Source organism: Micromonospora sp. NPDC050784 (assembly GCF_044456765.1).
GTDB classification, from domain to species: domain Bacteria; phylum Actinomycetota; class Actinomycetes; order Mycobacteriales; family Micromonosporaceae; genus Micromonospora; species Micromonospora foliorum.
In genome coordinates this window covers 44,724-58,379 of record NZ_JBITGG010000018.1, presented here as the reverse complement: position 1 = coordinate 58,379, position 13,656 = coordinate 44,724, and the positions used below count along the sequence as shown (strand labels likewise).

The following is a 13,656-nucleotide window of genomic DNA, read 5'->3' as shown; positions in this document are numbered from 1 at the left end:
CCAATCAGCCGCTCCCGCCAGCGTAGACAGCAACCACAACCGCCGGCCCCACCCCAGCGGGCCGGTAGCATCCGGCAGGTGCACAGAGCGGACGCGGCGCCGTCGACCGGGACGGACGACGAGCGGATCACGGCGGAGGTCCGGACCTGGGTCTGCTCCACCCCGCTGCGCGGCCTGGTCGCCCACTTCGGCGGCACCTGGCCCGACGGCGACCTCACCGAGGTGCTCCGCTTCCTCGACGACTTCTCCGCCCACCACTGGGACTTCCGGGGCGGTCGGGAACGGCCCGACGCCCGGGAACCCGACCTCGACCCGGCCACCGCGGCACTGGTGCTCGACGCGGCCGCCGCGCTCGGGCTGACCCACCCGATGCCACCGGGCCGGTCGGCGTACGCCCACCTCGTGGTGCTCGGCGGCCTGGCGCACGCCTGCGTACGCCGCGTCGGGTACGCCGCGCACCTGCTCCGCGCCGGCCTACCGGTGAGCGGCGAGGTCGCCGTCCTGGGCAGCTTCCGGCCGCTGTCGGACTGGGAACGCCGCACCCTCGCCGACGCGGGCCTGCCGGCCGACGAGACCGAGGTGGACGTCCTGGACACGGCCGTCCGCCGGGTGTTCGAGGTGACCGCCCCGGCGGAGCAGGCAGGCGTCGACGCCGGCCACCCGCACCACTCCTGGTCGTCGCGAACCTACCGACCGGACGGACTACCCCCGATCCGGGTGCTGGCCGCGCCGTCCAGCGAACCGGACCAGCGACGCGCGCACACCGCCGACACCCAGCGGTTCTGGGCCGGCCACGTCCGGCTCGCCCCGGGCGACGAGGTCCTGATGGTCACCGCGCCGATCTACGTTCCGTTCCAGCACTGCGACGCGCTGCGCACGCTGGCCCTGCCGTACGGGTGCGCCATCGACACGGTCGGGGTGGACCCGACGTTGGCCGACCTGGCGGTGCTGCCCGAGCAGACGCTCACGCCGGGGCGCTACCTCCAGGAGATCCGGTCGGCGATCCGCTCGATGCGCGCCCTGCACGCCGGGCTTCACCCGCGGTGACGTTGGTGGCCTCGACCCGCCGCTGAGCCGGGCTCAGCGGGCGGTGTCGGCGACGGCCTGGGCGAAGACCTCGGAGCGGTGCTCGAAGTTGCGGAACCGGCCGTAGCTGGGCGCGGCCGGGGACAGCAGCACCACCCCACCTGCCGGGGTCACCTCGCGGGACAGCCGAACCGCGTCCAGCAGGTCGTCGACCAGTTCGGTACGCACCTTCGGCAGGCCGGCGAGCACCTCGACGATGCGGGGCCCGCTGTCCGGAATCCCGATCACGGTCAGCTCCCGCTCGGCCAGGTGCTCGGCCAACGGCGTGTAGTCCAGACCCCGGTCGTTGCCCCCGACGATCACCGTCAACGGCCGTCCGTCGTACGCGTCGATGGCGTGCATGGCCGCGTACGGGCTGGTGGCCAGGGTGTCGTCGACGAACGTCAGCCCGGACGGGTCGGTGATCTCGGTGAGCCGGTGGGCCAGCCCCTGGAACTCGGCGACCGCCACGGCGAGGTGGTCCTTGCCGGCCACCACGTCCACGCCGAGCGCGTCGAGCACGGCGAGCGCGACGCAGAGGTTGCCCTCGTTGTGCCGGCCGACCAGCGGCAGCACGGCACGCGGGAAGAGCGGCTGGTCACCGACGTGGAACCAGGGCGTGCCGTCGGCGCCGGTGGCGACGTGCGTGGTGTCGGGACGACCGGCCCGGACCGCCGGCAGCTCACCCAACTCCGCGGCGAGCCGGGGGTCGCCACCGTTGACCACGATCGTCTCCGGGTCGTGGGCGAGCAGGTTGAGCTTGTCCCGGTAGTACTCCCGTTCCCCACCGTGCGCGTCCAGGTGTTCGGGGAAGAGCGCGGTGACGACCGCCACGCGCGGCGAGTCGGTGAGGTCGCTGCACTGGTAACTGGACAGCTCCAGCACGTACAGCTCCGCGTCCGGCAGGTCCAGGGTCGGCACCCCGATGTTGCCGCCGAAGATATTCGGCCGGCCCATCGCGGTGAGCAGGTGACTGATCAGGCTGGAGGTGGTGCTCTTGCCCTTGCTGCCGGTGACCCCGACGGTGCGCGCGGCGTGGTCGGCCATCCACAAGGCGGTGCCCTGGGTCACCAGGATCCCGCGGCGGCGCAGTTCGACCAGCCACGGGTGGGTCTGGGGCACGCCCGGGGAGCGGACCACCACGTCGGCGGCGGCCAGCCGTTCGAAGCCCGCCTCGCCGGTGACCAGCGGCGCCGCCTCGGCCAAGGGGCCGTCCCAGGGCAGCGACAGGAAGTTCGCGCTGTCGTCCACGGCGACCAGCTCGGCCGGGCCGTGCGCGGCGATGGCGGTCACAGCGGCCCGGCCCTCCCGACCGGTGCCCCAGACGGCGACGGTACGTCCGCGCAGGTCAGAAAGGCGCACGGGGCTCTCCTCGTGGGTCACGGCGGCGGCAGGCGGGCCCGGTCCGGACACGGCCGGACGAACCAGGGCCTAGTATGGCGTGTGCCCAACGAGCAGCTCCGGCGGATGGACGCCTTCACCTTCCCGTCCTACTCGATCGACTTCGCCACCGGCGAGGTGTTGTTCGACTACGCGCTGACCGGCCCGGCCGGTGAGCAGCGGTTCACCGAGGTGATCACACTTCCGCTGCCGGCGGAGCCGCCCTCCGACGAGACGGTGGCGACCCTCAACCGGGTGCTGGAGGTGCTGCACCTCGTCGCCGGGGTCAGCTACTACAAGGCCGCCGCGCCGCCCCGACTCGTGCTGCCGGCGCCGCTGGGCGCGGCCACCGTCGACTACGTCACGGCCGTCTACACCAAGGGCCTCGCGGAGTACGCGTACCGCAACCAGCTGCCGCACGTGCTCGAGCTGCGCCCGGAGGTGCCCGCCGGTTCGCCGGATTCACCCCGCGTGTACGACGACTCCGACCGACGCCCCCTCTCGGCCGTCGGCGGCGGTAAGGACTCGATCGTCAGCCTGGAGGCGCTGCGCCGCGCCGAGCTGGACCCGGTGCCGTTCTCGGTCAACCCGAACCACGTGATCGTCGCCGTCAACGAGGCGTCCGGGCTGGTCCCGCTGGCCGCCCGGCGGCGCATCGACCCGGTGCTGTTCGACCTGAACGCGGCCGGCGCGCTGAACGGGCACATCCCGGTCACCGCCATCAACTCCCTGATCGCGGTGGCCACCGCCGTCCTGCACGGGCTGGGCCCGGTGGTGATGTCCAACGAGCGTTCGGCGTCCGACCCAAACCTGGCCTGGAACGGCCACGAGATCAACCACCAGTGGTCCAAGGGCGTCGAGGCGGAAGGGCTGCTGCGGGCGTCGCTGGCCGAGCACGCCGGCCTCACCGACCCGTACTTCTCCCTGCTGCGGTCACTGTCCGAGCTGCACATCGCCCGGCTGTTCGCCGAGTTCACCCGGTACGACGACGTGGTGACCAGCTGCAACCAGGCGTTCAAGCTGCGCGACGCGAGTGAGCGCTGGTGCCGTGACTGCCCGAAGTGCCGCTTCGTCTTCCTGGCCATGGCGCCGTTCATGCCCCGGGAGCGGGTCACCCACATCTTCGGCGGTGACCTGCTGGCCGACGAGTCACAGATCCCCGGCTACCGCGAGCTGCTGGGCGTGGACGGGCACAAGCCGTTCGAGTGCGTGGGCGAGGTCGAGGAGTCGGTGGTGGCCCTCGGCCTGCTCGCCGAGCAGGACCAGTGGCGCGACGCCCCGGTGATCCAGGCCCTGGTCGAAGCCGTCCCGGCAACGGCCTGGTCCGCGGTGGCCAACTCGGACGTCTTCACCCCCGGCGGCCCCAACCACATCCCCCCCACCTACGCCAAAGCCCTAAGTTCCCTCACCTAACCCACCCCACCCCACCTCTCCCCGGCCCTCCTTCCCTCGGTTGATCATGAAGTTATTGCCACTCCCATCGGCGTGTCAGGGCAATAACTTCATGATCAACGCGGGAGAGGGCGGGGGCCGGAGCGCGGGGTGGGGTTAGGGGGTGCGGACTGCTTCCAGGGCTAGTAGGGCTACGTGTAGGGACAGGCTGGCTTCCACCGAGTCCAGGTCCACGTCGAGGATGCGGGCGATGCGGGCCAGGCGTTCGTAGAAGGCCGGCCGGGACAGGTGGGCGGCAGCGGCACCGGCGGACTTGTTGCGCCCCTGCTCCAGGTAGGCGCGCAGGGTGTCGAGCAGCTGTTCGCGGGGGTGCCGGGCGTCGTACTCCAGCAGCGCGCCGAGTTCGCGTTCCACGAACGTCTGCAGGCGGGGCTCGTCGCGCAGCAGGTGCAGCAGCCCGGCCAGACCGACGTGCGGCAGCCGGAAGATCGGCAGGTCACGCCGGTCCCGCCGGGCCGCCTCGGCGATCTGACGCGCCTCGACCAGGGACCGGCGGGCCTCCCGGAGGGTGCTCACCCCGGACCCGGCGGCAACGATCACGGCACCCGGGCCAGCGCCCCGGGAACCATCGACACCCGCCCGCACGGCCTCCCCGAACCCCGCGCGGGACGGGTCGGCACCCAACGCCGCACGGGAAGCGTCGGCTCCGGGACGGGACACGTCGGTGCTGGTAGCCGCCCGAGCCGGTTCGGCGCCGGGCCCCGGCCGACCGGTGCCGGCGTCGAGGCGTACCCGACGAAGTGCGCTGGCGAACGCGGACAGCGCCCGGTCCTCGGCGGCCGGGTCCGACAGGGCCAGCAGCGCGCCCACCGAGTGGTCGTCGACGGCGCTGGTCAGCGCGGTCAGCTTCGCCTCCCGCAGGGCCTGGCCGACCGCCTCGGAGAGATCCCGTAGCCGGGCCTGACCGGCCTCCGGGCCGACCTCCCCGGCGGGGTCGTCGGCGCGGTGCCGGACCATCACGCCGACCAGGTGCCGCCGGTCGAGCACCACGCCGAGCGCCTTGGCCCGCAACCCCACCTCGTCCACCGGGCGGGAGTGGTCGAGCAGCGCGGTAAGCAGGGTGCGGTGGATCTGCCGTTCCAGACCCTCCGCGTCGCGGCGGATCAGCCGGCCCAGCGCGAGGGTGGACGCGGCCCGCTCGATCAGGATGGTGAGCCGGGTGGGCGGGCCGGCGGTCGGTTCGACGGCCCGGGCGCTGGGCACGTCCCCGCTGGCCGGCCAGCGCAGCAGCAGCCGTCCCCAGTCCTGCCCCCGGGCGCCGACGGTGGTCACGAGCCACCCGCTGTCCGGGTCGTACGCGGTCCGTCCGGCCGGACGGATCCGCCGGGAGTGCTGCTCCCAGCCGTCCAGCAGCAGCTCGGCGCTCTCCCCCGCCGGGTCGTACCCGAGCACCTGCCGGGACAGGTTCTCCAGCACCACCGGGCAGCCGGACAGCTCGGCGGCCTGTCGGATCACCTCGGCGGCGTCGGCGCCCTCGACGGAGAGGTCGTTGAACCGCTGGTGGATCTCCTCGGTGGCGCGCAGCTCGGTGAGCTGCGCGTCGACGATGAGCGCGTGCACCGCCTCGGTGATCCGGACGAACGGGGTGGCCCGGCGCAGCTCCACCAGGGGCAGCCCGCGCCGCTCGGCGGCGGCGGCCATCACCCGGGGCACCCCGCTGACGTACCGGCGGCCCAGCTCGACGACGAGTCCGGAGACTCCGACGTCGGCGAGGTCGCCGATGAACGCGCGCAACCCGGCGTCGTCCCCGGGCAGGCCGATGCCGGTGGTGAGGACCAGTTCGCCGCCACCGAGCAGGGTGGCGATGTCCGGCACCTCGGCGACGTGCACCCAGCGGACGGGTCGGTCCAGCCCCTCGTCGCCGGCGACCACGCGTGGCGCGCCGTGGCGGACCGGGTCCAGGGCGAGGACCTCACGGACGGTAGGGAACACGGCCGCCACGCTACCGTCCGTGACGCCGGAACTCGACTTGCCACCGGTGGCCGGCGGCGGCCGGGCTCAGTCGACGCCGAACTCCATCGCGGCGCGGTCGAGTGCCTCGTCCTCGGGCGAGGCGACGCCCCGGGAGGCGATGGCCTCCGCGCCACCCTGGGGCATCGCGCCGATCAACCCGGTGGAGGCGGCCTGCGCGGCGCCGATCATCCGCTGCGGGTTCCCGCCGCCGACCAGGCCGAGGGAGGCGTACTGCTCCAGCTTCGACCGCGAGTCGGCGATGTCCAGGTTGCGCATGGTGAGCTGGCCGATCCGGTCCGACGGGCCGAACGCCGAGTCCTCGGTACGCTCCATCGACAGTTTGTCCGGGTGGTAGCTGAACGACGGGCCGGTGGTGTCCAGGATCGAGTAGTCCTCGCCCCGGCGCAGCCGCAACGTCACCTCGCCGGTGACCGCCGTGCCGACCCACCGCTGCAACGACTCGCGCAGCATCAGCGCCTGCGGGTCCAGCCAGCGACCCTCGTACATCAGCCGACCGAGGCGGCGACCCTCGTTGTGGTAGTTCGCCAGGGTGTCCTCGTTGTGGATGGCGTTGACCAGCCGCTCGTACGCGTAGTGCAGCAGCGCCATCCCGGGCGCCTCGTAGATGCCGCGGCTCTTGGCCTCGATGATCCGGTTCTCGATCTGGTCCGACATGCCCAGGCCGTGCCGGCCGCCGATGGCGTTGGCCTCCAGCACCAGGTCGACGGCGCTGCCGAACTCCTTGCCGTTGATGGTGACCGGGCGGCCCTGGTCGAAGCCGATGGTGACGTCCTCGGTCGGGATCTCCACCGACGGGTCCCAGAACCTGACGCCCATGATCGGGTTGACCGTCTCGATGCCGGTGTCGAGGTGCTCCAGGGTCTTCGCCTCGTGCGTGGCGCCCCAGATGTTGGCGTCGGTCGAGTACGCCTTCTCGGTGCTGTCCCGGTAGGGCAGGCCGCGTTCGAGCAGCCACTCGGACATCTCCTTACGCCCACCCAGTTCGGTGACGAAGGCGGTGTCGAGCCACGGCTTGTAGATGCGCAGCATCGGGTTGGCCAGCAGGCCGTACCGGTAGAACCGCTCGATGTCGTTGCCCTTGAAGGTCGAGCCGTCGCCCCAGATCTGCACGTCGTCGGCGACCATCGCCCGCACCAGCAGGGTGCCGGTCACGGCGCGGCCCAGCGGGGTGGTGTTGAAGTACGCCCGCCCGCCGGTGCGGATGTGGAAGGCGCCGCAGGTCAACGCGGCTAGGCCCTCCTCGACCAGGGCGGCGCGGCAGTCGACCAGGCGGGCGACCTCGGCGCCGTAGCTGAGCGCGCGGCCGGGCACCGAGGCGATGTCGGGCTCGTCGTACTGGCCGATGTCGGCGGTGTAGGCGCAGGGAATCGCGCCCTTGTCGCGCATCCACGCGACCGCGACCGAGGTGTCGAGGCCGCCGGAGAAGGCGATGCCGACACGTTCGCCGGTGGGCAGGGAGGTGAGAACCTTGGACACGGGGAAAATTATGCAATAGAACGCATGGCCATGCAAGCCGAAGTGACCTACTGACCGCCGAACGGCGGATCGTCGCGGCCCAACTCCCAGAACGCCACCGCCGCGGCGGCGGCGACGTTCAACGAGTCGACGCCGCGCCGCATCGGAAGGACCACCCGCACGTCGCTGGCGGCCTGGGCCGCCGCGGTGAGACCGGGCCCCTCGGCTCCGAGTAGCAGCGCCGCCCGCTCACGCTGCGCGGGGGTCAACCGCTGGATCGGTACGGCGTCCGGCGCGGGCGTCATGGCGAGCACCGTGAAGCCGGCCTCCCGTACCTGGTCAAGGCCCCCGGGCCAGTGGTCGAGCTTCGCGTACGGCATGGCGAAGACCTCACCCATGCTGACCCGGACACTGCGCCGGTACAGCGGGTCGGCGCAGGACGGCGACAGCAGCACCGCGTCGATGCCGAGCGCGGCGGCACCCCGGAAGACCGCACCGAGGTTGGTGTGGTTGTTCACGTCCTCCAGGAGCACGACCCGGCGCGCGGCGGCGAGCACCTCGGCCGCCGTCGGCAGCGGCCGGCGGTGGAACGACGCCAGCACCCCCCGGTGTACGTGGAAGCCGGTGGCCCGTTGCAGCACGTCCTGCGTCGCGGCGTAGACCGGCGCGTCGCCGGTGTCCAGGTCGGCGAGTTGGTCGACCCGCTTGGCGTCGACCAGATAGGACCGGGCCGGGTAGCCCGCGCGCAGCGCCCGGCGCAGCACCAGCTCCCCCTCGGCGATGAACAGGCCGTGCGGCGGCTCCCAGCGGGTGCGCAGCTCGACGTCGGTGAGCGCCCGGTAGTCGGCGATCCGGTCGTCGTCAGGGTCGGTGATCTCGTGGACAGGCACCCGACGATTCTGCCGGACGCGGAGTCTCACACTTCGACGCCCGCTCGGCGGGGTGTTTTGTCCGAAGAAGAAGGGGAATGACCGGCGAGCATCGGACGCGACGGGAAGGACCAGCCAGGTGAGCGCAGACGACACCGCGCCGGGCGAAGCGGGCACCCTGCCCCGGCGTCCGACCGTCGCGGACCACATCGTGTCGCGGTTGTTCAGCTGGGGCGTACACCGCTACTTCGGCTATCCCGGCGACGGCATCAACGGCCTCACCTCCGCGCTGCAACGCACCAACGGGCGGGCCCAGTTCGTCCAGGTCCGCCACGAGGAGACCGCCGGCTTCGCCGCCTCCGCGCACGTGAAGTACGGCGGCGGCCCGCTGGGCTGCGCGCTGGTCACCAGCGGGCCGGGCGCCATCCACCTGCTCAACGGCCTGTACGACGCGAAGCTCGACCACCAACCCGTGATCGCCCTGGTCGGGCACACCGCGACCACAGCCGAGGGCGGCGGTTACTACCAGGAGGTCGACCTGCTCGCCCTCTACAAGGACGTGGCCGCGGCGTTCCTGGCCCAGCTCGACCACCCGGCGCAGGTACGCCACCTGGTCGACCGGGCGTGCCGGACGGCGCTGGCCCGGCGTACCGTCACCGCCCTGATCCTGCCCCTGGACCTCCAGGACGAGCCGGCCGTCCCGAACCCGCCGCACGCGCACGGCTTCTACCAGACCAGCAACGCGCCGAGCAGCACCCCGACCGTGCCGCCGGAGGCGGACGTACGCCGGGCGGCCGAGGTGCTGCGCGGCGGGCAGCGGGTGGCCATGCTTGTCGGCCAGGGTGCACTCGGCGCGCGCGACGAGGTCCGCGAGATCGCTGATCGGCTCGGCGCCGGCGTGGCCACCGCGTTGCTCGGCTTCACCGCCGTCGACCACCGCGAGCCGTGGGTGACCGGCGCGATCGGGCTGCTCGGCACCCGACCGAGCTGGCAGCTGATGAGCGGCTGCGACCGGCTGCTGATCGTGGGCAGCAACATGCCGTACTCGGAGTTCTACCCGCCGCCCGGGCAGGCCCGCGCGGTGCAGATCGACCTGGACGGCACCCAGCTCGGGCTGCGGTACCCGACCGAGGTGAACCTGACCGGCGACGCCCGTCCCACACTGCGGGCGTTGCTGAACGAGCTGGGCCCCGGCCCCGGCCCGACCGCCTGGCGGGCGGAGATCACCGAGGCCACCTCGGCGTGGCGCCGGACGCAACGTGACCTGGCCGAGCAGACCGCCGACCCGGTCAACCCGCAGTTGCTCTTCCACACCCTGAACGAACGTCTGCCCGACGACGTGCTGCTCGCCGTCGACTGCGGCACCGCCACCGCCTGGTACGCCCGACACATCCAGGTCCGCCCCGGGATGCTGGCGAGCCTCTCCGGCACGCTGCTGTCCATGGGCGGCGCCATGCCGTACGCGCTGAGCGCCAAGTTCGCCCACCCGGACCGGCCGCTGGTCGCGCTCATCGGCGACGGCGCCATGCAGATGAACGGCGTCAACGAGCTGATCACCGTGGCGAAGTACTGGCGCAGCTGGGCCGACCCGCGCTTCGTGGTGCTGGTGCTCAACAACCGGGACCTGGCGTTCGTCAGCTGGGAACAGCGGTCCACCGAGGGGACGCCGATGTTTCCGGACAGCCAGCAGTTGCCGGACATCGCCTACCACCAGTGGGCGGAGGTGCTCGGGCTGCACGGCGAGTTGATCGACTCACCGGAGCAGGTGCGGGACGTCTGGGACCGGGCGCTCACCGCCGACCGGCCGGTGGTGATCAACGCCCTGGTCGACCCGGCCGAGTTGATGCTGCCACCGCACTTCACCGCCGAGCAGGCCCGCAAGACCGCCGCGGCGGTGCTGCGCGGCGACACCGACTGGGCCGGAATCATCCGTCGCGGCCTCCCCGCCACCCTGGCCAGCTACCGCCCCCGCCGCCGAGACCGCTAACCCCACCCACACCACCCACCCCGCCCCAGCCCTCGCCCCCGCCCCCGCCGTCGCCGCCGATCATGGAGTTGTGGTGGTGGATGAAAGCCGCGAGCAGCCGCGTAACGGGCACCACAAGTCCATGATCGACGGAGCGGGGGTGGGGGCTGGGGCGGGTGGGGTGGGGTGGGGTTAGCCTCGGCGGTTTAGCCAGCGTTGCAGGGGGGACAGGCGGTCGTTGTCCTGGGTTTGGGGGCTTTGCGGGGGGGACGGTGCGCGCTCCACCGGGCGGTGCGGGTCGCCGGCCAGCTCGTGGCTCGGTGCGACGAACGCCTTCTCCGGCAGGCCCTTCACGGCGGTGGCGATGACCCGGGCGACCGCGTCGATCACCTTGGTCTGCACCGCCGAGCCCACCGAGTCGGCGGGGTCGTCCGGGTTGGCGGCGATACCGGCCACCGCGACCTGCGGGGTGAAGCCGACGAACGTCTCGGTGGAGTTCTGCTCCGAGCTACCCGTCTTACCAGCCACCGGTCGGCCGTCGAGGATGTCGTTCACGCCGGTGGCGGTGCCGCCGTTGCACTGCCCGAACGCCGACTGCTGGCCCACCGGGCAGCGCGCCGCGTCGGTCGCGGCCCGGGCCACGTCGGCGTCGAGCACCCGCTTGCAGGAGGGCTGCCCGACCGGCACCTTCGTGCCGTCCGCGCCGGTCACCGAGACCACCGGCACCGGCGTGCAGTAGGTGCCCTCGGCGGCCACCGTGGCGTACGCGTTGGCCAGGTCGAGCGGGGTGGTGGCCGCCACACCGAGGGTGAACGAACCCCAGTTCGCGGCGTCGTTCTTGGCGAAGGCGGCGTCCGAGTCGGCGCGGAACGTGATGCCGAGCCGCTGCGCCATCTCGACCACCTTGTCCTGGCCGACCTGCTCGGCCAGCCAGACGAAGTAGGTGTTCACCGAGCGGCCGAAGCCGTCCCACATCATCCGGTACCCGTCCATCCAGTCCGGGTTGGCGTTCGCCGGGCACCAGTGGCCGTCGCAGCTGCCCGGCCCTTCGGCGGCGTACCGGGTGGGCAGCTTGGCGGGCGCGTCGAAACCGGTGGAGAGGGTACGGCCCGACTCCAGCGCGGCGAGCATGGTGAACAGCTTGAACGTCGAACCCGCCTGGTACCCGTCGACGCTGGCCCCGCCGGAGATCAACGGGTTCACGGTGTTCGGGTAGTTCGCCTGCCCGGCCGGGTTGTCGGCGAGGCTGTAGTGCCGGTTGACCGCCATCGCCAACACCCGCCCGGTGCCCGGCTGGACCGCCGCGATCGGCAGGGCGCGCTTGTTGTCGTACCCGTAGACCTTGGTGGCCTGCTGCTGTGCGGTGGCCTGGGTCTTCGGGTCCAGCGAGGTGACCACGGTGTAGCCGCCCGAACGCAGCGCCTGCTCGCGCTCCGCGACCGTGGCCCCGAAGGCCGGCTGGGTCAGCCACCACTGGCGCAGGTAGTCGCAGAAGTAACCCCAGTCGTCGTGGCCCTGGGAGACGGCGGTGCAGCCGTTGGGCTGGGCGGTGGGGTGCAGGGCCAGCGGCTCCGCCTTGGCCTGGGCGGCCTGCGCGGCGGTGATGGCGTTGGTGGCGACCATCGAGTCCAGCACGTACGACCGGCGGGCCAGCGCCTCGTTCTTGTCGCCGTCGATCGGGCTGTACGCGTCCGGGGACTGCACCAGACCGGCCAGCATGGCCGACTCGCCGAGGGTCAACTGCGCCGGCGGTTTGCCGAAGTACCGCTGGCTGGCCGCAGCGACCCCGTACGCCCCGGAGCCGAAGTAGGCGATGTTCAGGTACCGGTCGAGGATCTCGTCCTTGCCGAGGCTCTTGTCCAACGCGCTCGCGTACCGGATCTCCTGGATCTTGCGACCCACGGTCGGGTCGGTCGCGGCGGCCCGCTCCTCGGCGGTGCGGGTGGGGTCGGTCTTGAGCACGTTACGGACGTACTGCATGGTCAGCGTCGAGCCGCCCTGCTCGGTGCCGCCGCCCTTGACGTTGGCCACCAGGGCCCGGGCCAGGCCGCGCAGGTCCGCGCCACCATGGTCGTAGAAGCGCCGGTCCTCGGCCGCCACGATCGCCTGCCGCATCACCGGGGCGATCTCCGACAACGGGACGTCGGTGCGGTTCACGTCGTAGAACGTGGTGATCAGCGTCTTGCCGTCGTTGGCGTAGAGGTACGAACGCTGCGGCGTGGCCGGGGTCTTCAGCGAGGCCGGCAACGCGGCGTACGACCCGAGCGCGGAGCGGGCGGTGAGCCCGAGCAGCAGGTTGCCCGGCAGCGCCGCGACTGCCAGGACAAGCCCGGCCAACACGCCGGCAAGCAGCACGGTGAACAGCCGCGACAGCGGCGAGCGGGGGGCGGCCATGCTCCCCAGGATTGCCACGAAAGCCGCCAACCGACCACCCCCACCTGGAGATTGTCAGCAACTTCACCCCCACCCCCCAGCCAACTGCCAACTGCCACCCGCCCCCGCTCCCCCGCGCCCGCGCCCGCGCCCGCCGCACCCTCTGCCTCCGGTGATCAAGAGGTTTGCGTCAGGAAAGGACCTTCGGCTGACTCAAACCTCTTCTCAGCGGCCAGTAGGCGAGGGCTTAAGGCGAGAGGCGGCCCGAGGGGCCGGGTGAGGGCCGGGTGGTGGGTGGGTGGGCGGGTGGTGGGTGGGTGGTTAGGGGTTGGGGGTGCTTAGGCTGGCGGCGGCGGCGTCTCTGGCGGTTTCGCGGGGCATCAGGCGGCCGGAGCGGTAGCCGATGCCGATGCCGGCGATCAGTACGAAGATCGCGCCGAACGTCTGCAACGACCCGATCAGGGCACCGCCGAGGCCGAGCAGCGGCGCGGCGATGATCAACATGACGCCATCGCCGAGGCTGAAGGTGCCTGAGCGGGCCACCGCCCACCCGGTGAGGAACCAGCCCGCGCTGTAGAACGTCGCGCCGAGCAGGACCAGCGACCGCGCCGTGGTGCCGAAGACCGGCGTCTGCTCTTCGAGGCCGGCGAACGGCAGCATGAGCACGGTGCCGGCGATGCTGACCAGCAGCCCGGCGGCGGCCACCCGGCGGCTGCGGGTCGCGGCCAGCAGCCCGGTGAGGGCCAGCAGCGCGAGCAGGCCGAGCCAGACCGCGGCCACCCAACCGATCAGGTACACCGCCCGGCCGTCGGCCGGATAGGGGTCGTTGCCCACCCCTCCGTCGCTGGCCATCGCCACCGCGCCGTAGAGGATGGCGTACGCGGGCAGCAGCCAGACGGCCGCCCGCGCGAACCGGCGCACCGACCAGGCCCAACTGGCGTTCGTGGCGGGGGCGCCCGGGGTCGGCTCGCCAACGAAGGGCAGTACGCCGAACCCGCCACCGCTGCGCCGGGAGCCCAGTGGGGCGATGGGGTCGTGCGCGCCGGGCACGGGGGCCGAGGACCACATCCGATTCGCCGGATCCTTCATGCGTCACCTCGCTCGCCGACGAGCGGTGCGGGA

General features: G+C 72.4%; 9 protein-coding genes. 3 read left to right on the top strand and 6 right to left on the bottom strand.

Features of this window, described 5'->3' with window-relative positions:
- Nucleotides 1-78 precede the first annotated feature (78 nt).
- A complete protein-coding gene (locus ACIBD9_RS23460) occupies nt 79-1,047 on the top strand; it encodes a hypothetical protein (protein WP_396720863.1) in 969 nt (322 codons plus the stop codon).
- 33 nt (nt 1,048-1,080) lie between these two features.
- On the opposite strand, the gene murD is transcribed toward ACIBD9_RS23460, so the two are convergent.
- On the bottom strand, nt 1,081-2,427 hold the full coding sequence (murD, locus tag ACIBD9_RS23455; RefSeq protein ID WP_396720860.1) for a UDP-N-acetylmuramoyl-L-alanine--D-glutamate ligase: 1,347 nt from the start codon (nt 2,425-2,427) through the stop codon (nt 1,081-1,083).
- A gap of 81 nt (nt 2,428-2,508) precedes the next feature.
- Between murD and ACIBD9_RS23450 the strand changes: the two genes are divergently transcribed.
- Entirely contained in the window at nt 2,509-3,858 is a 1,350-nt protein-coding gene (locus ACIBD9_RS23450; RefSeq protein ID WP_396720858.1) for a hypothetical protein, read from the top strand.
- A gap of 135 nt (nt 3,859-3,993) precedes the next feature.
- Here ACIBD9_RS23450 and ACIBD9_RS23445 read toward each other — a convergent pair whose 3' ends face one another.
- From ACIBD9_RS23445 to ACIBD9_RS23435, 3 genes are all read right to left on the bottom strand, one after another.
- Nucleotides 3,994-5,829, bottom strand: coding sequence for a PucR family transcriptional regulator (locus tag ACIBD9_RS23445; RefSeq protein ID WP_396720855.1), 1,836 nt, complete (start codon nt 5,827-5,829; stop codon nt 3,994-3,996).
- Between the two features lie 66 nt (nt 5,830-5,895).
- Nucleotides 5,896-7,347 (bottom strand): argininosuccinate synthase, encoded by a 1,452-nt coding sequence (gene argG, locus ACIBD9_RS23440; protein WP_396720853.1) that lies wholly within the window; start codon nt 7,345-7,347, stop codon nt 5,896-5,898.
- 47 nt (nt 7,348-7,394) lie between these two features.
- Nucleotides 7,395-8,246, bottom strand: coding sequence for a TrmH family RNA methyltransferase (locus ACIBD9_RS23435; protein WP_396720851.1), 852 nt, complete (start codon nt 8,244-8,246; stop codon nt 7,395-7,397).
- Between the two features lie 88 nt (nt 8,247-8,334).
- On the opposite strand from ACIBD9_RS23435, the gene ACIBD9_RS23430 reads away from it, so the two are divergent.
- Complete coding sequence (locus ACIBD9_RS23430; RefSeq protein WP_396720848.1) at nt 8,335-10,182, top strand: thiamine pyrophosphate-requiring protein; 1,848 nt, start codon at nt 8,335-8,337, stop codon at nt 10,180-10,182.
- 171 nt (nt 10,183-10,353) lie between these two features.
- Here the strand turns inward: ACIBD9_RS23430 and ACIBD9_RS23425 are convergent, their stop codons facing one another.
- Together ACIBD9_RS23425 and ACIBD9_RS23420 are read right to left on the bottom strand one after the other, a co-directional pair.
- Entirely contained in the window at nt 10,354-12,555 is a 2,202-nt protein-coding gene (locus tag ACIBD9_RS23425) for a transglycosylase domain-containing protein (RefSeq protein ID WP_396720846.1), read from the bottom strand.
- Nucleotides 12,556-12,855: 300 nt separating this feature from the next.
- Nucleotides 12,856-13,623, bottom strand: a complete 768-nt coding sequence (locus ACIBD9_RS23420) for a hypothetical protein (RefSeq protein ID WP_396720843.1) — start codon at nt 13,621-13,623, stop codon at nt 12,856-12,858.
- Nucleotides 13,624-13,656: the final 33 nt, after the last annotated feature.